Origin of the sequence: Lutibacter litoralis, from assembly GCF_014646675.1 — a bacterium.
GTDB lineage: Bacteria > Bacteroidota > Bacteroidia > Flavobacteriales > Flavobacteriaceae > Lutibacter > Lutibacter litoralis.
The window spans coordinates 299,578-326,545 of sequence record NZ_BMNS01000001.1; the positions used below are offsets into that span (position 1 = coordinate 299,578).

Below are 26,968 nucleotides of genomic sequence, written 5' to 3' on the forward strand. Positions count from 1 at the left end.
CTATTTCGGTTCAAAATTAAAATGAACCATTAACATTTAAAAGTAAACAGTATGCTTAATTACACTATGAAATCACACAAGAACGGAAGAACCTACAACCAACCACATTTCTACATTCAAAATAAAGGTTTGAATAGCGGTAAGGCTTTGAATGATCCTATACCTAATTGTTTCGTTGTAACAACAGAAACAGAAGAACAACGAGAGGCGCTATATTACCTATGTTTTCACCTTCAAATAGGACGCTATTTTAGCATTTTCATTATAAGGAAGTGTAATACCGTTCATAACAATAGATGATACAAGAAAAGTCCTTAATACAGCTCTATTAAACTACAAAAAAGATCACTGGCAATCAAAGGTTGAAAAGCTATTGAAAATTACTGCTTATGAAGAAAATCTTAAGCAACAGATTAATACTATAAGACAGCTAAAATTAGCTTTATTAAGGGCTTGAATTAATGTATTTAGTATATTTGAACAGTATTAAAACTTGTTCACTTGACTTAAAAGAAACGTTTAGCTTTTTTAATCAATTAAGAATGAAATAATATCAATTTACTACAATGTAAAAAAAATACGTGCGTTGTAATTAGTATAATATTGTATAAATAGTGTGGCGTGACATATTTAGAAAAAATCATTAAAGACAAAGGCTCTATTCTATCAAGCGAATTGCTTGAATCCCTTATGAATAAAGAGAAAAGTATTTCGAAAGAAGCTGCAAGAAAAAGACTTTCTCGTATAAGTAAAGATGTTTATAGAGTTAGAGGATTATTTACTGACGGACAAATTCTATTTATTGATAAAGAAATTTATGGTACTGAAGAGTATTATTCTGGTCTGTCAAAAGCATTTAGAAAAGCTGGAAAGCAGTACAATATAATCTTACAATCATTAGACTTTCATTATGGACAATTAAAACTGACTCATTTACCATCTTATTCCGTAAACCCAATTTTAGATTTAAAAGGACACACAACTTTTAATACAGCTTTAGAAAAACTTTTACGTCTAAAGTTAGTTCACGCCGATGAAGAATTCGTGACTGTTTCAAGTTTAATAACAGATAATAATCCTAATTATAAAAGAGCTAAAGGTATTGAAGTAGCTAAAAATTTTCTTTTGATTCAATTTAACGATTGGTCGCGAAAAATCGGATTGGTTTCTTATAATAGCTCAAAATTTCATAGTGAATTTGGCAAATACCAATTTAACTTTGTTTCACCTTCTTATATTGGTTCTCTACCGAAAATAAACAAACAAAAAATTATTCCGGCGTTTGTGGTTGCTGATATTCTAATAGGGAATACAGTTAATGAAAATCAAGTTGAATTTTTTATCAATAAAGTTAAAGCTTTAAAATTCCAAAGAAATTTAGCAAAATTTATTCCTTTTTTGATAGTTGAGTCAATTGACACAAATGCTTTAAATACATTAAAAGCCCAAGGAATAGTAATTGGCTTTGTCAATGAATTATTTGGGGATAAGTATAAGGACTTGCTTAATTCATTGATTGGATTAGTTGCTAATGCTGGAGCAATTCTAAAGAAAAACCCAGAAGCATATTTAGATTTAATTAGCAAGTTAAATAAGTTAGTAGATGGGAAAACTAATAATTTAAGAGGAGATTTATTTGAATTGGCTGTTGGTTATTATCAAGGTAGAATTTGTCAATCAATTGATATTGGAAAAATAATAAATCACGATGGCTTACAACGTGAAATTGATGTTTTTGGTTTACTTCCTAATAAAATTTTTATTTCAGAGTGTAAGGGATACAATCATAAAGTTCCTTTAGAAGAAGTTGAAACTTGGTTAACCGAAAAAGTACCTGTAATTAGGAAATGGGCTCTTGACCAACCTTCTATATCTGACAGAGATTTAGTTTTTGAATTTTGGTCAACTGGTGGCTTTACTGAAGATGCAAGAAAATTTCTTGAAAGGAGAAAAAGTAGTACCACTAAATACGAAATTGAATTTTATAACCTTGATGAAATGGTAGTTAAATCTAAAGAAATTAAGTCAAAAAAATTCACCGAAATACTGAGAGAATATTACATCAAAGAAATATAAAACTGTTATCAACAATGGGTATACTAATTAACGGCCTAAATCAATTTTTTACCTGTAGCCATATTTCAGGACGAGACATATAAAACCACTAATACATATTGAAATGACCCCAAGATATATTCTAGAGAACGAAGTTAAAATTAACACCAAACCAGAACAAGTTCTATCATTAGGATTAGAAATTTATAATAACGAGACATTTGATAAATTTCCAGTAATGAATTATATAAAGGATAGATTCATTAACGAGAATAAAACGATAAAAAAAAGAGATGTTATAGAGTTATTTGATAGAAATGATATTTACACAGCTATTGTTTGTACAATGATTTGGGGTGGTATTAATGCTACCAGAGCAAAAAACAAAGAGGATACATTTTTTTATAAGTTTTTAAATTACCCTAAAAACATTCTACTAGAGAACATCATTACTTTAAATTCATATCTAGAAAATGAAGATTTTATAGGCGCCTTTGAGTTTTTTCAAAAGGATGCGAAAATTGAGGGTGTTGGATCTGCTTATTTCACAAAAATATTTTACTTCCTTGGACAATCAAACACTAGGATTAATATAAAACCACTAATATTTGATAAATGGACAGAAAATGCTTACCTCGCTTTGTTACTTCAGAACGGGGAGTTCGATAAGGTTAAAAAATTCTATAAAGGAGTTAAATTAAAATTTTCTAAACAACCCGATTCAGTTCAGATTAATGATAAATTTTACAGTGCTTGTTACCAATCATACGTTGAAGACTTCAATAAATGGTCTAAAGTAATAAACAGTGATTCAACTAAGCTTGAGGAATATGTGTTTGGTGATGACTTAAGAAAAAACAAGAGTAATTTAAACCCAAGAATTCAGCTTTGGAATATTATTCTTAAGAACTTAAACCATATTTTATAAAAACAAGTGTGCAACAAAAATATAGTGCATTTACAGATAGCCCCACCCCTTTTATAATTTAGTTCGATATATTATTTAAGTTATGGGGTAGTGCACTTCTGAGGAGCTGTTTTTAACGCATATACAGACTTCTATCCTGTTTAACCCTATACTTGTACTACTTACTCCTAAAATATTATAGAAGGCTATAGATAAAGCTATAAGAGCTCTATTTTTCAACAGGTTTATAACTAAAATACCGCCTTTACCTGCGATTATTGGTTATTTAGATGTATAAATTATCATATTGCAACAAGAAAAAAAAATTAAAATTTTCTGAGCGGTCCACGTAGTGGTATACTATTGGTGATTGATCCCCGGCAAACGACTGTGGGAAACAAAACTATATACAAATTCGTCGGTAGGTCGATTATATGTGGTTAAATTTTAAGGGGTGTAGGGTGTAGTGTTTAACAATTAAACCTTACTTTAAAAAAACATTCTTAAGGTTACATATTATAGTAAATCACTAAAGTCCTCAGGTAATTCCGCATCTATATCTCTTAGATATTTTTGCAAAGCAACCAGTGTAGAGTGCCCAGTTATTAACATCAGTTTATTTTCTGTTTCCGACTTAGAGTGCTGCTTTCTTAGTTCTCTGTATAACTTAGTAATAAACGTATGCCTAAATGAGTATACAGTATAGCCTGAACCTATATCTAGTTTTTTCTTCACTTTATTGAAGCGATTACCAAAATAAGATCTTTTTCCTGACTCTTCACGCTCCCATTTTCCAACACCTTCAGGCGTAAATAGGTAATGTTCAGGATTTTTTAAGTCTAACTTATTAAGTTCTTTTGTTAAAATCTCAGGGATTATTTTTGTCTTATGCTGTTTATTCTTTGCTCTAACAGTTAGAGTTCCTTCCTTTAAATTGATATCCTTAACCTTCAATCTAACAACTTCAACAGGGCGCAAGAAATTATATGAAACGAATTTAATAAATAGAAGAAGTAAGGGGTCGCTAGTTTCTAATTCTTTATAAATTTCATCTACTTTATCTAGTGAATATGTTTTATTTCTAGTTGGCTTAGACGTAAGTTTTTTAATTTTCTCGATGAAATTATATTCTATATAATCATTTTCTACTAGAACCGAGAATACAGCTGATAGATCTTGTCTGTAATTATTCCTGTTACTTGCACTTGAATTTTTTAATATGTTATTTAAAAACTCTGTAACAATTTTCTTGCCTATTGATTTGATGTTACCATTGTCTAGCCCTTTACCTTTCAAGTATTTTTTAAATACTTGAACTCTATTATAATATCCTTTGTATGTACTTCTACTAACGGATTTTTCTTTTAACTCTAAAGCGAAATCTAGAGCACTATTAGCAGAGAACTCATTTTCAATAGGTTTAGTTTCATAAGGAGAGTAGCCATCTTTTAAAAGGCTCTCTAGTGATTCTCTAAGGATATTAAAATTCTTAAGTCGTTCTCTTTTAGATTTATGTAAGCGATTAAAATTAGCAAATATTGGAGCCTGCCTTACTAGTTTACCAGTTTCCGGATGCCTGTACGAGTAATAAACATACCATCGTTTAGCCAGATCATAGTCTTCACCTCCGTGGTAAATCTTTGGTATTGAGTAATTCTTCTTCATTTTTAAACCGTATACATTTTCGTATTCAATGCAAAGTAACTCTAAAATCTTAGACATAAAAAAAGTGCTTAAAGATATTTCTCTAAGCACTGCTTTTACTACTATTCCATTGACATATCAATGTCTTGGTACCCCGAGCCGGAATCGAACCGGCACTCCCGAAAGAACTGGATTTTGAATCCAGCGCGTCTACCAGTTCCGCCATCGGGGCATTTTTGAATTGGATTGCAAATTTATATTTTTTTTTTATAAAATCCTTAAAAAAACCACGAAGTTGTTTAATTACTGTATAATTAATTTTAAATTTGTGCACTACAAACAACAACACAACTTAAAATGGCAGGAAATCAACTAGCACCAAAAATATTTGCATGCAGACAAAGTAAAAATTTAGCACAAAAAATTGCTGATTCTTATGGTCTGGAACTAGGAAATGTTAAAATTTCACAATTTAGCGATGGCGAATTTCAACCCGCTTTAGTAGATTCAGTAAGAGGAAGACGCATATTTGTAGTAGGATCTACATTTCCAAATTCAGACAATTTAATGGAAATGCTTCTAATACTAGATGCTGCCAAACGAGCTTCCGCGCGCCATATTACTGCTGTTATTCCTTATTTTGGTTGGGCAAGACAAGACCGCAAAGATCAACCTCGGGTAGCAATTGGAGCGAAATTAGTTGCAAATTTATTACAAGCAGCTGGGGCAACAAGAATTATGACTATGGATTTACATGCCGATCAAATTCAAGGTTTCTTCGAAAAGCCTGTAGACCATTTATATGCTTCAACTATATTTTTACCATATGTAAAACAATTAAATTTAGAAAACATTACCATTGCTTCACCAGATATGGGTGGTTCTAAACGTGCTTATGCCTATTCAAAATATTTAGAAAGCGAAGTTGTAATTTGTTACAAACAACGCCTAGAAGCAAATGTAATAGATACCATGGAATTAATCGGTGAAGTTAAAGGCAGAAATGTAATTTTAGTTGATGATATGATTGATACTGGAGGTACTTTAGCAAAAGCAGCCGATTTAATGATGGAAAGAGGAGCTATAAGTGTTCGTGCAATTTGTACACACCCAATATTATCGGGTAATGCTTACGATAAAATAGAAAAATCTAAACTATTAGAACTTATTGTTTCTGATACAATTCCTTTAAAAAGAGAGAGTTCTAAAATAAAAGTTGTATCTTGCGCGCCTTTGTTCGCAGACGTGATGCATAAAGTACAAGATAACACATCAATTAGCGGTCAATTTTTAATGTAAATTAATAATAAATAAATATAAATGAAATCAATTACAATCACAGGATCTAAAAGAGAAAGCGTAGGTAAAGTATCCACTAAAGCCTTACGTAATGCTGGAAAGGTACCTTGCGTATTATACGGAGGGGATAAGCCATTACACTTTTCAGCTGACGAAGTTTCGTTCAAAAATTTAGTGTACACGGCTAACGTATATACTGCAATGATTGAATTAGATGGTACTACTTACCATGCTATTTTACAAGATATTCAGTTTCACCCAGTAACAGACAAAATTTTACATATTGATTTTTACCAATTATTTGATGATAAAATGGTAGCAATGAATATTCCAGTAAGATTAGTTGGAACATCTCCAGGAGTAATTAATGGTGGTTCTTTAAGTTTTGCTAAACGTAAATTAAGCGTAAGAGCATTACCAGCTGACTTACCAGATTTTATTAACGCTGATATTTCTAAATTAAAAATTGGAATGAAATTAGTTGTTTCTGACTTAGCTGATGAAAAATTCACAATTTTACACCCAGAAACTACAGTAGTTGTTCAAGTTAGAACTGCACGTAGCGCTGTAATGCCAGAGGATGAAGAAGATGAAGGTGAAGAAGGAGAAGAAGGAGCTGCTGAAGAAGGAGCTACTGAAGAAACTTCTGCTGAATAATTCAACATTTGAAATAAATTTTAAAAAGCGTTGCATTTGCAACGCTTTTTCTTTTTATTACATTTGCTTATGAATATTTTGAAACAACTGAAATTACATTTCACATCAAAAAAAGTAGAATCTACAGAAGAACAAATGAAAAAATTCTTAATTGTTGGCTTAGGAAATATTGGTGCTAAATACGATGATACGCGGCATAATATTGGTTTTAAAATTTTAGATGAATTAGCTTCTTCTGAAGAAATAACTTTTGAAAGCCAAAAATTGGGTGCTATTGCTACATTCAGATTTAAAGGAAGAACATTTATTTTATTAAAACCCTCAACCTATATGAATTTAAGTGGAAAAGCTGTAAAATACTGGCTTACAAAAGAGAAAATTCCACTTGAAAACTTATTGGTTATTTGTGATGACTTGAACCTAAATTTTGGTGCAATTCGATTAAAAGCAAAAGGAAGTGATGGCGGGCACAATGGATTAAAAGATATTCAAAATACCTTACAAACTCAACAATATGCACGTTTTAGATTTGGTGTTGGAGATGCATTCTCAAAAGGACGTCAGGTTGATTATGTTTTAGGAACTTGGAATAAAGATGAAGATAAACAACTTCCAGAGCGTTTGTCAAAATCTTGTGAATTGATTAAATCTTTTGGAACTGCAGGATTAAATAACACCATGAATACCTTTAATGGTACTTAACAAATTTTAAAATTAAAGCTTAGTGCTTCACAGTAATTATTAATTATCACTTGCATACCATTCTGCATGCGAAGTAGCGGTTTCTTGTAATTTTAATGAATGAAGTTTAATAGTTTCTGGCAAACGATTTTTAATTTTTTCAGCAAAATCAATTAACATCATTTCACTTGTAGGTTGATAATCGACTAATATAACATTGTGTCCTCTTTTTTCAAGTTCATTTGCTAACTCTATGTGAGGTGTATTTTTATTAAACACAGTAGCATGATCAAATTTATCTACAATTTCAGAAAGTACTATTTTTTTTAAATCTCCAAAATCAATCACCATTCCCAATTTTACGTTAGAAGTATTGCTAATTGGCTTTCCAATAACTGTTACAGATAATTTATAACTATGTCCGTGTACATTTTTACATTTTCCATCGTAGCCATATAACGCATGTCCAGTTTCAAAATCAAATTGTTTTGTAATTCTAATTTTACTCATCTTTATGTTCCTATATTAATCGTCTAAATCTTTTCTATTTTTTGCTTTGTAGTATACAAAATATGCCAATGCAACAAGTAACACAAAGGGTAAATAAGTTCCAATAACTACACCAATTTCGTAACCTTTATCTGGGGCATTTTTTAATTTTTCTTCAATATCTAATTGCTGAAATAAAAAAAGTATCGTTGCTAAAGTCATTATTTTTTAAATTTTTGAAGTGCCTTTTTTGTAAAATCAGAAAGCACTAATTTTCCACTTATTGCTGCTCGATCGTTTAGTAAAATATCCCAATTTTCCGTGCCTTGCCAAACTATTTTTTTCATTTCATTTAAAGCTTCTGGATTATAAGACGCAAGTTTTGAAGCTAAAATATCAACTTCATTATCTAATTCAGAATGGGTTTCAAATACTTTTGCAAACAAACCTTTTTCTTTTGCCCAATAAGCATTTTGCCAACTTGTGGCGTCTAAAGTAAGTTCACTTAATGCAGCTACTCCTATTTTGCGTTCTACCACTGGAGCAATTACAAATGGACCAATACCAATGGTAAATTCAGATAATTTAATTGCTGCTTGTTCTGTAGCAAAACAATAATCGCAGGCAGCAGCTAAGCCAACTCCACCTCCAACAGCTTTACCTTGTATGCGTCCAATTATTAATTTTGAACATTTTCGCATCGCATTTATTACGTTAGCAAAACCTATAAAGAATTCTTTTCCTTCTTCAAAATTAGTAATTGCAACCAATTCGTCAAATGAAGCTCCTGCACAAAATGCTTTTTCTTTTTCACTTTTTAAAATAATTACGTGTACTTCATTATTAATACTTAGCGCATTAAATTCAGCTGCCAAACGTTCTAATAATTCACTTGGAAACGAATTACTTGCAGGATGATAGAACTCAACAGTAGCAATATTATTTTGAATATGTGTGTATAAACTTCCGTTACTCATAATGCCCAAAGTTACATGTTTTTATGCAAATATTTTCGTCTAAATTTAACAACTAAAATACCAGATCTTAACAGCATCCAAACTGTAAAAGCCATCCAAATAGCATACAATCTTAAACTAAAGTAATCTCCTATTAATAAAGTTGGTATAAATCCAAAAAAAGTAGCTACTAAAAGTAAATTTCTAAGTGTTACAGCTTCTGCCAAACCTTTAAAAATACCATCAAAAACAAAAGCAACAGCATTAATCGGTTGCATTAAAAGTACAATCCAAAAAATATCATAAAATGCTTCCAATACTTCTTGTTCCTTTGAAAAAAGTGTTCCAATTTGGGTGTAAAATATAGCGCAAACAACAGCTAGTATCAGCGCAACTATAATAGAATATTTACTTAACCTACCACTTAATTCCCATAATTTAGGATAGTTTTTTTCTCCCAATAATTTTCCTGAAACAATACTACCAACACTTGCGTAACCATCAATAAAAAAGGCGAAAAACAACCATATTTGAAACGCAATAGTTTGTGCGGCAATATAATTATTCCCGTATTTTGTTGCGTAGGAATTTGCTAAATACAAGGCAATATTTAAAGCTACTGCTCTAATAATTAAGTTAAAACTTATTGATAATAAATTTTTAATTTCTTTGTTAAAAGGAAATTGTAATTTATAACTAAAAGGGGTCTTTTTAAATAATAAGATTAATGCAAATATCGCCATTACAGCTTGTGCAATAACACTTGCCCAAGCAGCTCCTTCTACATTCATTGGTGCAATAATACCTTCTATTCCATAAACTAAAACAATATCTAACACAACATTTAAAACTGCTCCTGTAATGCTTATTATCATTGGCCAATACGTATTTTGTAATCCTCTAAAAACTCCAAAAGCTGAAAAAACGAAAAGCGTTAAAGGAAATCCGATAGCACGTATTTTATAATAGTCTACTGCATAATTTAAAATCAAGCCATCTGCATTGTACATTTGGAAGATTTGATCGACAAAAAATAACGTAACTATATAAATTACAATACTTAAACTTAAATTTATAGCGATAATTTGTGCAGGTAAGGTTGCAATTTCATCTAATTTTTTGGCGCCAAGATATTTACCAACAATTGCTGAAATTGCCGATCTGGTTTGTGCTAAAATCCAAATCAACGCAGAAATAAATGAGCCTGCAATACCAACTGCAGCTAATGCTTCTGTGGGATTTAAATTAATATTACCAACAATTGCAGTGTCCGTAATTGACAATAACGGTTCTGCTATTCCCGAAATTATTGCAGGAATTGCTAATTTATTAATACCTTTAAAAGTAATGTTAGATTCTTTATACATTTAAAATTTTCTCGTAACAATAAAAAGGATCTTTACTCTGATTTGAAAAATATATTGCTTCTAATTTTACATAACCACGTTTTTCATAAAATTTTTGATTTCTAGTATTTTTACTAAATGTGTCTAAACGGATTGAATTATAATTGTTATTTGCAGCATACTTTTCTGAAAAAGTCATTAATTTTTGTGCATACCCTTTCCCTTGATATGTTGGATGTACTGCTAAGCGATGCACATATAAATTATTGCTACTTTCTGTTAACCATTTTACGGATTTATATTCCACATCTTCAATTTTTGTAAGTACAATTATGCCAATAATTGTATTGTTTTCTGTTAATTTCCACAATTGTTGAAACTCAATATCCTTTTGTAGTATTTCTTTTGAAGGATAGGTTTCATTCCATTGAAAAATTCCGTTTTTAATCATTTCATCTGCACAGCATTTTGTAATCGAATGACAGACTTCTAAATCGCTGTATATTGCCTTTTTAATTAGCATTATTCTTATAAAATAAAGTCTATACTTTGTTTCACAACCTCCGCTAAATGAACTGGCATTTTAGGTGCTGTCCAAGGTTCTGTACATCCTAAAGAATGGTTCATTTCGTTTACAATAACAAGTGTACTTTTTGGATTCCAACTATGTAAATTTTTAGCTTCAGCAGGTAAAACAACATCATCTTTTTCTCCTTGAATAATTAAGTGCGGAATGGTTAATTTTTGAACAGCATTTTTTATAGTTAAACGTGCTTCATTTTCTTTAAAATTAGTATAAAACTGAAAATAATGTGGCATTTGCTGTTTGGTTCTAGAATTTTCAATATACGAAACACCTTCTTTTTCCCAGTGCTGAAGAATTTTTTCATCCTTAGGAAAACGTGCACCAAAATCGGAAACTCCTGCCCAAGAAATAACTTTAGAAATTTTGTTATCTTCTGAAGCTTTTATAGTTACTGTACCTCCTCCTCTCGAATGTCCGATTAATGTAATATTAGTTGAGTCAATTTCACTTTTATATTCAGAAGCGCTTGTAATACAGTTTATTACATCTTCTAAATCATCTAATTCGGTTGTAAAATTATTTTGTCCGAAAGCTTCTAAATCAGGAAAATTAATTGGGTTTTCTACCGTGCCTCCATTATGTGAAAAATTGAATTTCAAAAAAAACAATTTATTATTAGCAAACTCAGATGCTGCTAAATTCCAAGCTCCCCAATCTTTAAAACCTTTATATCCATGACAAAAAATTACAACTGGTTTTTTTATGGAGTTTTTAGTATAAAACACATCTGCTAAGATTGGTTTATTATGATGTGTACTTTTAACTTGTATATTCGTTTTTATAGTCATTATTATAGTTTAAAATGGTAAATCTTCTTTTTGAATAAATGGAATTTCAGGATTTAAAATTTCTTTGATAATATTTTTAATTTCGATCATAAAGTCATGTATTCTTTCCTCTGAAACATGAGAATCTACCCCTCTTGGTTTTTCAGAAAAATTCATTTTTAAAAATCCTGCATTTAAATTTTTAAACGAAATTATTCCGCTTTCTAGTTTATTAAAATTAGCATTCTCATTGGAAACAAACATAAACGAATATAGCATTACTTGCATTGCTTTTGTGTATTTATACTCTTCACCAATTACGCTGAAATCATCCATTTTTAAATGCTTAGCTTCAACTTTACCTGTTTTATAATCTATAATTCTGGTACTACCATTTAACTCATCAATTCTATCAACAATTCCCCTTAAATTTATTGGAAATCCGATTCCTTCAATAATAATATTGCAATTTAATTTTGCTTCTAATGCAAGAATCTTCAACTTATTTCCTTTATGGATAAGACTCAATTCTTGTTTTAAAAATCTATTGATATGATTTTTACAAACTTCAAAAATTAATTTATTTTTTCCTGTTTCAATATTTCCTTTTTTATAATGTTTTTCGAAAAATTTAATTAGCAACTCAGGCGTTTGCTGTTGCATTTGAACAATGTTTTCCTTACTTAAAAATACACCAATAAATGGTTTGTATAATTGCTCTAAAACATCATGAATAACAGAACCCATTGTATTTGCTGCTATAGTTTCTTCCACTTCATCATCATCTCTAATTTCCAATACTTTTTGCTCATAAAAACTAATTGGATTGTAAATATAAGTTGCCAAAGCTGAAGGTGAAATTCCTTTTGTAAAAACAGCCTTTAACTTATTAATTACATCGGGTGTTTTTTCAATTTGAAGTAAAATTTCTTCATGCTTTTGAACTTTTGGATTTATAATAGTCTTTTTAATACTTGGATTGTTGATTTCTAATTGTGTCAAAAATCGACTTTTTTCTCCAGAACCATATCCGTCAGTTTCCGTATTATAAATTAAATATACATTCTTTGCGCGTTGCAATAGTCGCTGAAAATGATATGAGAAAATAGCATCTTTTTCTTGATATGTTGGCATTTTAAAATACTTCTTAACATCAAAAGGAAGAAATGAATTTTCATTTTTACTACCTGGTAAGATACCTTCATTAACTGAGGTAATTATAACAGTTTCAAAATCTAAAGCCCTGGTTTCTAACATTCCCATTAGCTGTAAACCTTTTAAAGGCTCACCCTGAAAAGCTAATTTTTCATTATTTAATAATTGATTATAAAATTGCGCAAGCGTTTTTAAATTAGTGATATGGTTATAAGATCCATTTAAGGTTTCTAACTGTTTAAAAACAGTATAAAAGCGATATAAATATTCCTTATCTACTCCATCAACATAATTTTTTAGCACATTAATTAAGTTGCTACATTGTTTAATTATAGTATTAACATTATTTGAAAAAGTAAACAATATAAGTACATTCTCTAACTGCTCTTTTTCAGGATTAGAGATACAATCTTCAATGGCTTTTTTTGATAAAAATATAGTATTCTCACTTTTAAGTTTAGCAACAATTTTTTGAAGAGTCTCTCCATGGAGTTTATTTAAAAATGGATCATTTAAAAGGTTTAAAACATCTTTATAATAAAACTGATGTTGTGTTTGTTTGTTGAATTTTTGTTGGTTTAAATGTAACTTAAATAGCTTTTCAAACAAATTAGAAAAAGGAATGTCTTTTAACGGATATCCCATGGTAATATTTATATTTTTAACACTATTTGGTAAAGAGTTAAGTGTGAGTGCTAATAAATTTTCATCTGCTAAAACCAACGCAGTATTTTGGTGATTTTCAAATTTAGATAATAACTCACCTGCGTATTTAATTTGGGTTATATTTTTTGGAGCACCAATAAACTCAATATTTCTTTCTTCTAAATTAGTCTCATCCATCCATAAAAAAGGAGCTTTTTTATAATATGCCCAAGTTGTTTTATACTTTCTTAAAAAAACACCAGCTTCATTAGCATTGTTAAATAAATTTGGATTTGAATCCCAATAAATTGAAGCTAAATTGTTGTTTAATAATTCTTGAAAAATAACTTCTTCTGCTTTATTTAAGGCGTTAAAACCAATAAATACAATATGTTTATTGTTATTATTTTCAATATAATATTCTAAATTATGGACAGCTTCTCTATAAATTAAACCTTGATAACCAAACTTATTTTTTTTCAACTTTTTATACAATAAATTGTATAATTTATTCAAATGTTCAAAAAATTGAAGGTAGTTTAATGCAAGTTTGCTCGGAGCTTTATCTTGAAACCAATACTCAATTTTTTTTAGATCTTTTAAATTTGAAAATAGGTCTTTTGAGCTTACTAAGTAACTATCAATTTCATTAAAATCGTGCAATACAATGGTTGCCCATTGAGAAAATGTTTCAAAAGATTCTATCAATTCTTGTGTTAAAATTTCTTTGTAAACACTATAAAATTCAAAGAGTAGTTGCGTTGTATCTATTAAATTTATATCGGCAAGTTCTTGAATATAGTTTTCAATACTTATAATTTTAGATAGTATAAAACTTGAAGTAGTACTCTCAACAAGTTCCTTTTTGAGAAAGACACAAGCACGCTGACTTGGAAGTACAAAAACACAATCTTTAATTGTAGTATTTTTGTTAATAACGTCTTTAACAACTTTTGAAATAAAAGAATCCATAGTTTTTTATAAACTATAAAAATACAAATGACTTTTTAATTGAAATGTATTTTAAGTAAATAATGTGAAAGTATTTTTAAAATGAAAAAAGGCTATCTAAAAGTTTAATACACTTAGATAGCCTCTAATAATTATAAATTAAGAAATTTTAATTTATTAATTTTATTTCAACTCTTCTGTTTGCTGCTCTGCCAGGATTGTACATATTACTTTCTATAGGTTGTGTTTCTCCAAAACCTTTTGCGGTTAAATTGTTAGCTGAAACGCCTTTAGAAACTAAATAGTTTTTCACAGCATTAGCACGTTTCTCAGATAATTTCATATTGTATTGATCATTTCCAATACTATCTGTATGACCTGATATAGCAAATTTAGCAGTTGGATATTTTACTATAATTTCAATTGCTTCATTTAATTTTGAAATGGTTTCAGATTTAAAATCAGCCCTATTAGTTTCAAAATAAACTGTTTTAAACAACGCTTCTAGTTTAGCAATATCTTTAACACTAACTTCTGGACAACCTTTATTAGAAACTATTCCTACAACATCTGGACAAGCATCATCTTTATCCAAAACTCCATCGCCATCTGTATCTGGCCAAGGACAGCCACTATTTGCTTCCGGACCAGCTTGATTTGGGCAATTATCTTTTGAATCTATAATACCATCATTATCAGTATCTGGACATCCTTTATTTGCTTTAGTTCCTTTAACATTTGGACACGCATCATCTTTATCTGCTATTCCATCATTATCAGTGTCTGGACATCCTTTTAAAGATTCTAACCCAGCTACATTAGGACAATCGTCTTTAGAGTCTATTACACCATCATTATCAGCGTCTGGACATCCATTATACTCAATTAACCCAAAAACTTCTGGACATGCATCCTCATCATTGTAAACACCATCATTATCAGTATCTGTTCCACCAAATTTTATTACTAATCCTAAAGAGTGTTGAAAATGCTGTACAATATTACTTTCAAAAGCATGCTTGTATTTTGACTCTAAATTAACACCCAAATTTTCACTAAACCATACGTTAAAACCTAAACCACTATTAAAAGTTCCAGTTCCAAAGTTATCCATCCAAACATAACCTCCACCAATTAATGCATAAGGATCAAATACGGAAGTTTCACCAAGTACATTATTTAAATCATATTTAACGGCACCATCTAATGCTATGTATGACGTATTACTTACGCTATTATCACCTACATTAGATATGGTATTAATTGCTCCAGCAGCTTCAATACTAAAGCCATCTGTTAAATATTTCCCAACAGTAACTTTTGAAATAGCAGGAATCGCATTATAATGGTCTCCAACATTTACAAATTCGTTAAACCAAGAACCATGTCCCATCAGTCCAGGATTAGTAGGATAAAAATCAACAGCATTTACACCAAATCCAACTGAAAAAGGATTGTTTTTATCTTGTGCGTTTATTGAAGTTGCTCCAATAATTAACAATAAGGCTACAAAACCTATTTTTAAATTTTTCATATTCTTTTATTTAGTTAATAACATCTTTAATTAACACAAAATTAAATATTATATTTTATTAAGCATTAAAAAGCCACTTTTTAAAAAGTGGCTTTTTTTAAAATTTATAAAAGGTCGTCTAATAATTGAATTATTAGACGACTTTTTATTTAAAAAATAATTAATATTATTTTTTTATGTTTACTTCAGTACGTCTGTTATTAGCTCTACCTGAAGCTGTGTCATTAGAATCAATTGGTCTACTTTCTCCAAAACCTTCATATGATAATCGGTCTGGATTGATACCTTTAGAGACTAAATGATCTCTAACAGCAGATGCTCTTCTTTCAGATAATAGCTGATTTGATCTTTCTGTACCAACATTATCAGTGTGTCCTTCAACTACAAAATCAGTATCTGGATATTTTTTTAGTATTGTTACCATTGTTTCTAAAGTGTTTATAGCTTCACCTTTGAAAGTTGCTTTAGCAGTATCAAACAAGATTGTTTTACCATATCTGTTCAATTCAGCCATAACATCACTAGATGGATCTACTGGACAACCTTCATTAGAAGCAGGACCAGGAGTTTCAACACATCTGTCAATAATATCAATTACACCATCTTGATCTGTATCTTTATAAGGACAACCTGAATTACCTTTTGGACCAGGAACATCTATACAAGCATCATCTCCATCAGCAACACCGTCACCATCCTGATCAGGACAACCATGTAAAGCTTTTAAACCTGCAACTGTAGGACATTTATCTTTAGAATCTTGAACACCATCTCCATCTGTATCAGGACAACCGTCAAACTCAGCTAAACCAGGAACTTCAGGACATTTATCACAACAATCTGTAACACCATCTTTATCAGCATCTGTATCAAGACAACCACCAAACTCAGCTAAACCAGCTTCATCTGGACATTTATCTTCTTTATTGTTTACACCATCACCATCTCTATCTTTATTTCCGAATTTCCAAGTTAAACCAACTGAATGTTGAAACATTTTAAAATCTACAGGAGTATTTACTTTCTTATAACCTGATGTAAAGTTAATACCAACATTATCACTTATCCAAGCATTAAATCCAGCTCCTAAATTTAAGCCTAAGCCATTTTCAGAACCAACCCAGTTTTCACCTATACCTGTATATAGAAATGGATCAAACCAACCTGTTTGTCCAAATGCATTATTCAAATCATATTTAACATTTAAATCAAGACCAAAAAATGTTACGTCTGATCCAGTACCCCAAGGTCTATCAACTTTATTCATTGCTCCAGCTAATTCTAAGCCAAAACCTTTTCCTATGTATCTAGTTAGAGAAACTCTACTTAACCAAGGAATAACGTTCACGTCATTTCCATCAAATTTGTATGACCCAAAATACCCAGAAGTTGCATCAGAATTAGTGCTAATATCAATAGCATTAGTTCCAAAGTTTAACATCCATGGATTTTCTTTATCTTGAGCATTAGCATTGCTAAAAGATGTAATTACTAACAAAGCCAAAATGGCAATTTTTAAATGTTTCATTTTCAGTAAATTAAATTAAATGTTCTTTTTTATTTTTATAGTAAAATAAGCTATCTTTACATAACTATTGTAGCAAATTTACAAAATATTCTTAAATAGAAGCCAATTATATAATAAATCTAAATAATTTTCAATAATTTACCAACTTTAATAAAAGCTTTTATTGCCTTATCAAGGTGATTTTGGGTATGTGCAGCAGATAATTGGACTCTAATTCTTGCTTTTTCTTTAGGTACAACAGGGAAAAAGAAACCAATTACATAAATCCCTTCTTCTAACAACATATTTGCCATATCTTGAGATAACTTAGCATCATACAACATAACTGGAACAATTGCTGAATCTCCTTTTACAATATCAAAACCAGCTTTGGTCATTCCTTCTTTAAAATAATTGGTATTCCACTCTAATTTATCTCTTAAAGACGTGTCTTTAGAAATCATATCAAAAACTTTTAGTGAAGCACCAACAATTGCTGGGGCTAAAGAGTTTGAAAATAAATACGGTCTTGATCTTTGACGTAATAATTCAATAATTTCTTTTTTACCAGTTGTATAACCACCCATAGCGCCTCCAAGTGCTTTTCCTAAAGTTCCTGTAACAATGTCCACACGACCCATTACATTTTTTAATTCAACCGTTCCTCTTCCTGTTTCTCCAATAAAACCAGTAGCGTGGCATTCATCTACCATTACAAGTGCATCATGCTTATCGGCTAAATCACAAATTTTATCTAAACTTGCAACAACGCCATCCATAGAAAAAACACCGTCGGTAACTATAATTTTGAATCGGTGATTTTGTTTGTTTGCTTCAATTAACTGATTTTCCAAATCAGCCATATCATTATTTTGATACCTATACCTTGCTGCTTTACATAAACGAACTCCATCTATTATTGAAGCATGATTTAAAGAATCTGAAATTATGGCATCTTCTTGTGATAGTAAAGGTTCAAAAACACCCCCATTTGCATCAAAAGCAGCTGCATATAAAATGGTGTCTTCTGTTTGGTAGAAGTTTGCAATAGTTTGCTCCAATTCTTTATGAATATCTTGTGTTCCGCAAATAAAACGAACCGAAGACATTCCAAAACCATGTGAATCTAATGTGTCTTTTGCTGCTTGAATAACTTTTGGATTATTAGACAAGCCTAAATAATTATTTGCACAAAAATTTATAACTTCTTTTCCTGTATTCAATTTTATAACTGCATCTTGTGACGAGGTTATAATGCGCTCAGATTTATATAAACCTGCTTCTTTAATTTCTTGCAATTCCTTCTGCAAGTGTTGTTGTATTTTGCCGTACATAATTGTTTTCTTTTTTTACAAAGCTATAATTTTTTATACTTCTTCTATAATAATTTTAGTATTAATATAAACCACAATTTTTTTATCAATTATATAATTTAAATTTTCTAATGTAGTTGCATATTTTTGAAGTTGTTCTCGATGTTTTTTATCTGGATTTCCAGTTTTATAATCTATAATTGCAACTTTATTATTGTTAATAACCAACCTGTCAGGAATGATACTTTTTTTGTCGGCTGTTATAATTTCTTGTTCGTTATAAACTTCATTATTTTGACCAAAATAGGCTTTTAATTTCGGGTGATTAACAATAGAAATTAGTATTAATTGGATTTCCTTCTGTTCGTTTTTTGAAATTGTTCCATTAAAAACATATTGATTTACAACTTCATTAATATCATTTTTTGTTTTTATTTTTGATAAAATTTCGTGGATTAAGTTTCCGTAACCTATTGCTTTTCCTTGTTCCGTTCCCCAAAGTAATGAAGAGTTTGCAACAATAGAAATATTATGATTTTTCCAAGAATTTGAAATAAACTCCTTCTGAATAGTAGTATCACTTTTTTCTTTTGAAGGAATAACCACTCTTTTTGGGTTTCCAAAATTATACTCTAACTGTTCTGGATTCCATAAACTTTGTTGTTTTAAATAGTTGATAAACAAACTTGAAGTATATCTTATTTCACTTTCATTTTTTATGGTATTTCTATTTTCTGAAACTATATACAGTTGTTCAACTGCCCGTGTTAAGGCTACGTATAAAATATTATAATTATCCAATTCTAAAGCCTCTTTGCGTTCTTGAAACAACCGTTCTCCTTGCTTGCCTACAAAATTTAATTTAGAACTATAATTCACTAAAAAAGAATCGATTGCACTTATTTCGGATTGTTTATACCAAACTTTTGGCTTAATTTGGTTGTAAATATCAATATCATACGGATAAATTACTATTGGAAATTCCAATCCTTTTGCTTTATGAATTGTCATTATTCGTACAGCATTCTCAGCTTCGGGAGCAACTATACTTAATTTGTCTTTTTTTAATTCCCACAGTTCTAAAAAATCGCCTACGGAAGGTTGTTTTTTTTGCCGGTATTCAAAAACAAAATCTAAGAAAAATTGAATATCCGAATCCGATTCTGAAATTAAATTAAAACTTCTAATTATATATTCAAAACTTTCGTAAAACGGAGTTTGTAAATATTCTTGATAATTAAAAAAGAGATTGTACTCTTTTAATTGATTAAAGAATTCGGTATTTGCTAAATCTATAAAACTACTTAAAAATTGATGTTTTGGTATTTTTAATTGCAAATGATTGTATAAAAAATAGAGTATTTTAGCTTTAAATTCTTTATTTAGGGGATTGTCAATTGTATTTAAAACATCGATAATAAATTTTACCTTTTCATTATTTTTTAGCAACAATGTTTCTGAAGAAATTATCTCTATGTTGTTTTTCGATAAATAATTTGCAATTGCTATTCCTTGTACTTTTGTTCTCACCAAAACACACACCTCATTTTTTTGGAAGGAAGGATATAAGTTTTGAATAATTTCGAGTACTTTTTTAGGATACACTAAATCCCTTTCCTCATCGTCTTTATCTTTTTCAATAAACGAAAGTTGCACAAAGCCTCCAATATTATCTGTTGCTTTCTGTGAATTACCTTCTACATATAAATTGCTGTAATTTTTGTTGGCTAAAAACTGAGCAATAAATTTAAAAAACCCATTATTAAACTCAATTATTTCTGAATAACTTCTATAATTTGTGTCTAAATTAGATAACAGTTTTTCTACATAAAACGGGTTATTTTCTTTGCGCCCTTCTTCTAACGAAAGTGCAATAAATTGTTCTGGATTTCCTCCCCGCCATCTGTAAATAGATTGTTTTGCATCACCAACCAATAATAGCTTTCCTGTTTCTCCTAATTCGTTTTCAGAGGTGAGCGCATTTTCAATTAGTGGAATTAAATTTTTCCATTGTAATTGAGAAGTATCTTGCATTTCATCTAAAAAATAATAACGAAATTTTTCGCCTAATCTTTCATAAATAAACGGAGCTGGTTCATCTTTAATTGTATCGCTTATTAATTGGTTAAATTCGGCATTTAACAGCATATTATTTTCTTGTTTAATATCTTGAAGTGCCGTGTTTATATAATTTAAAACCGCTAATGGAATTAAACTTTCTACTAAAATACTGTTTAAAATATAAGTTGGGTAAGAAACTTCAAATAGTTGTTTTGAGATGTAATAAAGATCAATTAATTGAGGTTTTATACTATCAATTACGTCTTTAGATGAAGCATCAGTTTTAGCAGCATACAAATTTTTATTTTCTTCAATAGTTTTATTTAATCTACCATCAAATTTTATGCTATTTGGCTTTTGTTGTCTAAATTTTTGAAGCTTAATAAAATGCTTTGGAAATTCTCCTAAATAACCAAACTCATTAATTTCCAACCCGTTTTCTTTAATAATTGCTAGTGCTTTTGAGCCAATTTCTTCAAATTCATTCTCATTTTTTTTATTTGCTGTTTGAAGTTTATTTTTTAGTTGCTTAAATTCTTCAATGGAAATATTATTTAAAGATTTTAAATGACTGGTGTGGTTTTCATTCAAAATAATTTTTGCAAAATCTTTTAATTCCATTGCAATATCCCAAGATTTATCATCATCTAATTTTTGAATGGCATAATTTACAAGCAAATTTGTAAGTTCTTTATTTTCACCAATTTTAGAAATTACAATATCAACAGCTTCATTTAATAAACTTTCGGCATCCATTTCCACTTCAAAATTCATTGGAAGTTTTAAATCGTGCGCAAAGGTTCTAATAATTTTATGGGTAAAACTATCTATTGTAGTAATATTAAACGCTCCGTAGTTTTGTAAAATAGCGTTTAAAATTATTTTTGATTTTTTAAATAAATCATCTGCATTCAAATTTGTTTCCGCACAAATTATAGAAAGCATATTATTATGTTCAAAATTTGAAAATGTTTTTAAATTTTGAATAACACGTTCTTTCATTTCACCGGCAGCTTTATTGGTAAAAGTAACTGCTAAAATTTGTTGAAATTTAAACGGATTTTCACTTGTTAAAAGAATTTTTAAATACTCTTTTACAAGCGTAAAGGTTTTTCCACTTCCGGCAGAAGCACTATATATTTGGAAATTTTTAGACTGTTGCATTTATAACAATTATAAACGCAAGTTAACAATTTTAAAAAGTTTTAGTAGCTAAATTACTTACCATTTCGCCAATTAAATTTTTTCCTACTATTCCACATAAATCTTCTTTGACCATTTAATTTCATAACTACGCTAAACGAATAAAAAAGGTGCGGTACTAGTTGAAAATCTGGAGAATTGTATTTATAACCTCCTTGAACGTTAATTCCAAAAGATTCATTAAACCATAAATTTGTTCCTAATCCTGCATTTACAGTTCCACCACTTCTTTCAGCAAAGGTATAACCTCCACCTGCGTAAATAAAAGGCGTAAATTTATTTTCTGGATTTACAAGGCTATATTGTAAATTACCATCTAATGCGTAATAGGGTATTGCATCAACTTCAATATCACCATATTTAGTTATTTTATTCATTGAGAAAGAAGCATCCATAGAAATTCTATTTCTCCAATGCCTTGTTACATTAACTCTTGGAGCATAAATATTCCAATGGTCTTCAGCATTTGTAATTTCATTAAAAAATCCATCTTGATTTCCTGTTGAAGGATCTAAACCTGGATGATGTGTAGGATTTAGGGTTGGAAAGTAATCTACGGCATTTATACCTATACCTACAACCCATTTATTATACTGGTCTTGAGAGTAAGCTGTACTCGCAAAAATCAAATTAATAAAGAGCAGTAATAATATATTTTTAAACAATCCGTTTTTCATAGTTCAATGGGGGTTGTTGATTACTAATGTTTTATAACGTAAATTATATTAATAAATTATATTTATTATGGGGGTAAATAATTTAACCTCTACATTAAAATCAAAATTATTGTTTATTTACTTGTTTTATTGCTTTTGTAAAATCTTCTAAATCGGTATCTTCTAAAATTAAATGAATCGCTTCATCTGCTACTTTTTCTGCATTGTTAACAGAGAACCCTAAACCAACACATATTTTTATTAAAACACTTGCTTCCTTCATAGAAACTGTATCGTCTGCATAAATCATTTTTGCTAAATCGTACAAATGCTCTATTCTTTCATCATAACTATGAAATCCTTTTAAAGAATATTTGTCATAATTTTCAATAATATCATTATACCTTTCTTCTAATATATGAAATTTATTAGCTAGTCTTTTAAGTAGTCTTTCTTCTCCTTCTGTAACTATAGCGTCCGCTAAAGCTAATTTTACAATACTTGCAAAATACTCAATATTTCGTTTTTGGTCACCACTTAGGTTATAATTTGATATAGACATATTTACCTTTTTAAAACGCAAATATAAATAAACCTATATAACAATAGCAATTTAAAAAATAAATATGCTATTAATGCTTCATTGGATTTACATTTTTTATTACCTTTTTAAAATCTTCCATATCAGGTTCTTTTAAAAAAAATTTAATTGCTTCTTTTACAATAGCCCTTGCGTTTTCAAGAGGAAAACCTAACCCAATAGCAATTCTATCCATTAAAGATGTTTTATCAATTGTAGGATTTTTATCTAAAAACATCATTTTTGTTAAATCGTATAAATGCTCTAAACGTTCTTCATAACTAAACGGTGGATTTACAGGATATTTTTTAGGGTTTTTTAAAATGGCTTCAAACTCACTTTTTGTAATATCCAATCTAACAGCCAACCTTTCTAATAACCTGTGCTCCTCGGCATCTATCTTATTGTCAAGCAAAGCAAGTCTAACTATGGAAGCAAAATGACCAATATTTTGTTCGTGTAACCCTGTTGGGTATAAATCTGAAATAGACATCATAACTTTTCAATTTTAAATTCAGCTACCTAAATTTACGGAATAATTATTATTTATTTTTGATTTTTCTATAAAATGCTACCTTTGAACAAAATTTGCAACAATTGAGTAAGCAAAATATTATAAAAAACTACGAACAAGTTGTAGAAAATAAACAATTAGTTCAACTACTTTCTGAAGAAAAAAAACAACTTCAAATCTCGAATTTGGTTGGATCTTCATTGTCTTTTATTATTTCAGAAAGTTTTAAAAAAGTCGATAAACAGTTCTTATTAATTTTTAATGATAAGGAAGAAGCCGCTTATTATTTAAACGATTTAGAACAATTGTTAAATGATAAAGATGTGCTTTTTTATCCGGGATCTTACCGCAGACCTTATCAGATTGAGGAAGTTGATAATGCCAATGTTTTATTGCGTTCAGAAGTATTAAACCGATTAAACTCTAGAAAAAAACCAGCGGTAATTGTAACCTATCCAGATGCACTATTTGAACAAGTTGTTACCAAAGCGGAGTTAAACAGAAATACCCTAAAAATTGGCGTAAACGATAATTTAAGTTTAGACTTTGTAAACGAGGTCTTGTTTGAATACCATTTTAATCGTGTTGATTTTGTTACAGAACCAGGTGAATTTTCGGTTCGTGGTGGTATTATTGATGTATTTTCATTCTCAAATGATGAACCCTATAGAATTGAATTTTTTGGCGATGAAGTAGATAGCATTCGAACTTTTGATGTTGAAACTCAACTTTCAACCGAAAAACTAACAAAAGTTAGCATAATGCCAAATGTTGAAAATAAAACATTGGATGAAAAACGAGATAGTTTTTTAAAATACATTTCCTCTAAAACTGTTGTTTTTACTAAAAATACAGACCTATTTGCTGACAGACTTAATAAACTATTCTCTAAGGCAGAAGAAGCATTTAAACAATTATCCACATCCATAAACCACGCCAAACCAATTGAACTTTTTTGTAATGGCGAACTTATAAAAAAACAATTAAAAGATTTTACAACTGTTGAAATTGTAAATGCTCTACAAGCGGGAGTTACTTCTAAAACACAACAAAAAATTCTTCAAAATGGAGAAAACAGTGCTATAATATTTAATACAAAACCACAACCAGCATTTAACAAACAATTTGATTTATTAATTGAAAATTTTCATCAAAATTCAGAAAAAGGTTATACCAATTATTTGTTTTGTGATTCTCAAAAACAAGCCGATCGTTTTCACGATATTTTTAAAGATGTTGACAAAGAAATTGAATACAAAACCATCGTTTTTCCATTATACCAAGGTTTTATTGATGTTGACAACAAATTAGTTTGTTATACTGATCATCAAATTTTTGAGCGTTATCACAAATTCCGTTTAAAAAATGGCTACGCTAAAAAACAATCTATTAGTTTAAAAGAATTAACCAATCTTGAAATTGGAGATTATGTAACACATATTGACCACGGTATTGGAAAATTTGGAGGACTTCAAAAAATAGATGTTGAAGGCAAAAAACAAGAAGCTATTAAATTAATTTATGGAGAATGTGATATTTTATACATCAGCATTCACTCACTTCATAAAATTTCAAAATACAATGGTAAAGATGGTAAGGCTCCTAAACTTCATAAATTAGGTTCTAAAGTATGGAAAAATCTTAAGCAAAAAACCAAATCTCGTATCCGTCATATTGCTTACAATTTAATTGAATTGTATGCAAAACGAAAATTTCAAAAAGGATTTCAATACCAGCCAGACAGTTATTTACAGCACGAACTTGAGGCTAGTTTTTTATATGAAGACACCCCAGATCAATCTAGTTCGACTCAAGATGTAAAAAACGATATGGAAAGTGAGCAACCAATGGACAGGTTGGTGTGTGGTGATGTTGGTTTTGGTAAAACAGAAATTGCAATTAGAGCAGCTTTTAAAGCAGTTGACAATGGGAAACAAGTTGCCATTTTAGTGCCAACTACAATTTTAGCTTTTCAACATTTTAAAACTTTTAGCGAACGTTTAAAAGATTTCCCCGTAACGGTCGAATATTTAAACAGGTTTAGAACGGCAAATCAACGAAAAGGAGTTTTAGCTGGTTTAGAAGATGGTTCTATTGACATTGTTATTGGTACGCATCAATTAACTAATGCAGCTATAAAGTATAAAAATTTAGGATTGTTAATTGTTGATGAAGAACAAAAATTTGGTGTTGCTGTTAAAGATAAATTAAAAACCATTAAAGAAAATATTGACACTCTTACATTAACCGCAACTCCAATTCCAAGAACACTGCAATTTAGTCTAATGGCTGCTCGGGATTTATCAGTGATAAGTACACCTCCGCCTAACCGCGTTCCAATTGAAAGTAATGTAATTCGTTTTAATGAAGAAATTATTCGAGATGCTATCCGTTATGAAATTCAACGTGGTGGACAAGTATTTTTTATTCATAATAGAATTGAAAATATAAAAGAAGTTGCTGGATTGTTGCAGCGTTTAATACCTGATGCTAAAATTGGAATTGGTCACGGGCAAATGGATGGTAAAAAATTGGAGCAATTAATGCTTTCTTTTATTAATAATGAATTTGACGTACTGGTTTCAACCACCATTATTGAAAGTGGTTTAGACGTGCCGAACGCAAATACCATTTTTATAAACAACGCCAACAACTTTGGCTTATCCGATTTACACCAAATGCGTGGAAGAGTTGGGCGTTCAAACAAAAAAGCGTTCTGTTATTTCATTACACCGCCCTACCATATGATGACAGATGATGCGCGTAAAAGAATTGAAGCAATTTCATTATTTACCGACTTAGGAAGTGGAATTAATATTGCCATGAAAGATTTAGAAATTCGTGGAGCTGGAGATTTATTAGGTGGTGAACAAAGCGGTTTTATTAATGATATTGGTTTTGATACGTATCAGAAAATATTGACTGAAACCATTGACGAATTAAAAGAAAATGAGTTTAAAGACTTGTACAAAGATGATTCAGATAAGCCGAAACAATATGTAAAAGAGATTCAAATTGATACTGATTTTGAAATATTATTTCCTGATGATTATATCAATGTAATTTCTGAAAGATTGAATTTATACAACAATTTAAGTGAATTAAAAACCGAAGAGGAACTGCAACAATTTGAAGTACAACTAATTGATAGATTTGGAGAACTTCCAACTCAGGTAGTAGATTTATTAGACAGCGTTCGTATAAAATGGATTGCTAAAAAATTAGGTATTGAACGTTTAATTTTAAAGAAAAATAGAATGCTTTGTTATTTTGTTTCAGATCAACAAAGTGCTTTTTACCAAACGCCTACTTTCTCTAATGTGCTGCAGTATGTACAAAAAAACCCTACAAGTTGTGTAATGAAAGAAAAAGAAACAAAAGCTGGATTGCGCTTACTGCTTACTTTTATAAAAATTACATCTATTAAAAAAGCCTTAGAAACGCTACAAAAAGTATAAAAAT

Annotated in this window: 23 protein-coding genes and 1 tRNA gene; 8 read left to right on the forward strand and 16 right to left on the reverse strand. The window is 29.8% G+C overall.

What is annotated here, in order from left to right:
• Window positions 1–66 precede the first annotated feature (66 nt).
• From IEW75_RS15985 to IEW75_RS01280, 4 genes are all read left to right on the forward strand, one after another.
• Window positions 67–300: a DUF6943 family protein gene (locus tag IEW75_RS15985; RefSeq protein ID WP_373286314.1), complete on the forward strand. Its 234-nt coding sequence runs from the start codon at window positions 67–69 to the stop codon at window positions 298–300.
• Window positions 278–457 (forward strand): DUF6943 family protein, encoded by a 180-nt coding sequence (locus IEW75_RS15990; RefSeq protein ID WP_373286315.1) that lies wholly within the window; start codon window positions 278–280, stop codon window positions 455–457. Before IEW75_RS15985 ends, IEW75_RS15990 begins: the two co-directional genes overlap by 23 nt.
• 233 nt (window positions 458–690) lie before the next feature.
• Window positions 691–2,076, forward strand: a complete 1,386-nt coding sequence (locus IEW75_RS01275) for a hypothetical protein (protein ID WP_158283790.1) — start codon at window positions 691–693, stop codon at window positions 2,074–2,076.
• A 103-nt stretch (window positions 2,077–2,179) separates the two neighbouring features.
• On the forward strand, window positions 2,180–2,983 hold the full coding sequence (locus IEW75_RS01280; protein ID WP_134248228.1) for an 8-oxoguanine DNA glycosylase OGG fold protein: 804 nt from the start codon (window positions 2,180–2,182) through the stop codon (window positions 2,981–2,983).
• A 495-nt stretch (window positions 2,984–3,478) separates the two neighbouring features.
• Here the strand turns inward: IEW75_RS01280 and IEW75_RS01285 are convergent, their stop codons facing one another.
• Together IEW75_RS01285 and IEW75_RS01290 are read right to left on the reverse strand one after the other, a co-directional pair.
• Window positions 3,479–4,684, reverse strand: a complete 1,206-nt coding sequence (locus IEW75_RS01285) for a tyrosine-type recombinase/integrase (protein WP_134248229.1) — start codon at window positions 4,682–4,684, stop codon at window positions 3,479–3,481.
• 69 nt (window positions 4,685–4,753) lie between these two features.
• A tRNA-Leu gene (locus IEW75_RS01290) sits at window positions 4,754–4,838 on the reverse strand.
• A gap of 125 nt (window positions 4,839–4,963) precedes the next feature.
• Here IEW75_RS01290 and IEW75_RS01295 point away from each other — a divergent pair.
• The 3 genes from IEW75_RS01295 (at window position 4,964) to pth (ending at window position 7,264) form a co-directional block, all read left to right on the forward strand.
• Complete coding sequence (locus tag IEW75_RS01295) at window positions 4,964–5,905, forward strand: ribose-phosphate pyrophosphokinase (protein WP_134248230.1); 942 nt, start codon at window positions 4,964–4,966, stop codon at window positions 5,903–5,905.
• A 21-nt stretch (window positions 5,906–5,926) separates the two neighbouring features.
• Window positions 5,927–6,562 (forward strand): 50S ribosomal protein L25/general stress protein Ctc, encoded by a 636-nt coding sequence (locus IEW75_RS01300; protein WP_134248231.1) that lies wholly within the window; start codon window positions 5,927–5,929, stop codon window positions 6,560–6,562.
• Window positions 6,563–6,697: 135 nt separating this feature from the next.
• Window positions 6,698–7,264, forward strand: coding sequence for an aminoacyl-tRNA hydrolase (pth, locus tag IEW75_RS01305; RefSeq protein WP_134248541.1), 567 nt, complete (start codon window positions 6,698–6,700; stop codon window positions 7,262–7,264).
• Window positions 7,265–7,303: 39 nt separating this feature from the next.
• Here pth and IEW75_RS01310 read toward each other — a convergent pair whose 3' ends face one another.
• The 14 genes from IEW75_RS01310 to IEW75_RS01375 form a co-directional block, all read right to left on the reverse strand.
• Window positions 7,304–7,753 carry a 6-pyruvoyl trahydropterin synthase family protein gene (locus IEW75_RS01310; RefSeq protein ID WP_134248232.1) on the reverse strand — a complete coding sequence of 150 codons (450 nt, stop codon included), beginning with the start codon at window positions 7,751–7,753 and terminating at the stop codon, window positions 7,304–7,306.
• A gap of 15 nt (window positions 7,754–7,768) precedes the next feature.
• Window positions 7,769–7,954, reverse strand: coding sequence for a hypothetical protein (locus tag IEW75_RS01315; RefSeq protein ID WP_134248233.1), 186 nt, complete (start codon window positions 7,952–7,954; stop codon window positions 7,769–7,771).
• Window positions 7,954–8,709, reverse strand: a complete 756-nt coding sequence (locus IEW75_RS01320; protein ID WP_134248234.1) for an enoyl-CoA hydratase/isomerase family protein — start codon at window positions 8,707–8,709, stop codon at window positions 7,954–7,956. The genes IEW75_RS01315 and IEW75_RS01320 overlap by 1 nt, the downstream gene beginning before the upstream one ends.
• Before the next feature lie 11 nt (window positions 8,710–8,720).
• On the reverse strand, window positions 8,721–10,055 hold the full coding sequence (locus IEW75_RS01325; protein WP_134248235.1) for an MATE family efflux transporter: 1,335 nt from the start codon (window positions 10,053–10,055) through the stop codon (window positions 8,721–8,723).
• Window positions 10,048–10,557, reverse strand: coding sequence for a GNAT family N-acetyltransferase (locus tag IEW75_RS01330; RefSeq protein WP_134248236.1), 510 nt, complete (start codon window positions 10,555–10,557; stop codon window positions 10,048–10,050). The genes IEW75_RS01325 and IEW75_RS01330 overlap by 8 nt, the downstream gene beginning before the upstream one ends.
• Window positions 10,558–10,562: 5 nt before the next feature.
• Window positions 10,563–11,408: an alpha/beta hydrolase family protein gene (locus IEW75_RS01335; protein WP_134248237.1), complete on the reverse strand. Its 846-nt coding sequence runs from the start codon at window positions 11,406–11,408 to the stop codon at window positions 10,563–10,565.
• 9 nt (window positions 11,409–11,417) lie between these two features.
• Window positions 11,418–14,159 (reverse strand): PD-(D/E)XK nuclease family protein, encoded by a 2,742-nt coding sequence (locus IEW75_RS01340; protein WP_134248238.1) that lies wholly within the window; start codon window positions 14,157–14,159, stop codon window positions 11,418–11,420.
• 148 nt (window positions 14,160–14,307) lie between these two features.
• Window positions 14,308–15,672 (reverse strand): OmpA family protein, encoded by a 1,365-nt coding sequence (locus tag IEW75_RS01345; RefSeq protein ID WP_134248239.1) that lies wholly within the window; start codon window positions 15,670–15,672, stop codon window positions 14,308–14,310.
• A gap of 166 nt (window positions 15,673–15,838) precedes the next feature.
• Complete coding sequence (locus tag IEW75_RS01350; RefSeq protein WP_134248240.1) at window positions 15,839–17,200, reverse strand: OmpA family protein; 1,362 nt, start codon at window positions 17,198–17,200, stop codon at window positions 15,839–15,841.
• A gap of 119 nt (window positions 17,201–17,319) precedes the next feature.
• Entirely contained in the window at window positions 17,320–18,513 is a 1,194-nt protein-coding gene (gene kbl, locus IEW75_RS01355; protein WP_134248241.1) for a glycine C-acetyltransferase, read from the reverse strand.
• Window positions 18,514–18,546: 33 nt separating this feature from the next.
• A complete protein-coding gene (locus IEW75_RS01360; protein WP_134248242.1) occupies window positions 18,547–21,717 on the reverse strand; it encodes a UvrD-helicase domain-containing protein in 3,171 nt (1,056 codons plus the stop codon).
• Window positions 21,718–21,770: 53 nt separating this feature from the next.
• Window positions 21,771–22,433: a hypothetical protein gene (locus tag IEW75_RS01365; RefSeq protein WP_134248243.1), complete on the reverse strand. Its 663-nt coding sequence runs from the start codon at window positions 22,431–22,433 to the stop codon at window positions 21,771–21,773.
• A 106-nt stretch (window positions 22,434–22,539) separates the two neighbouring features.
• Window positions 22,540–22,974, reverse strand: coding sequence for a TerB family tellurite resistance protein (locus IEW75_RS01370; protein ID WP_134248244.1), 435 nt, complete (start codon window positions 22,972–22,974; stop codon window positions 22,540–22,542).
• Window positions 22,975–23,044: 70 nt separating this feature from the next.
• Complete coding sequence (locus IEW75_RS01375; RefSeq protein ID WP_134248245.1) at window positions 23,045–23,488, reverse strand: tellurite resistance TerB family protein; 444 nt, start codon at window positions 23,486–23,488, stop codon at window positions 23,045–23,047.
• A gap of 101 nt (window positions 23,489–23,589) precedes the next feature.
• Here IEW75_RS01375 and mfd point away from each other — a divergent pair, with 101 nt between their 5' ends.
• Complete coding sequence (gene mfd, locus IEW75_RS01380) at window positions 23,590–26,964, forward strand: transcription-repair coupling factor (protein WP_134248246.1); 3,375 nt, start codon at window positions 23,590–23,592, stop codon at window positions 26,962–26,964.
• The last annotated feature ends 4 nt before the right edge of the window (window positions 26,965–26,968 follow it).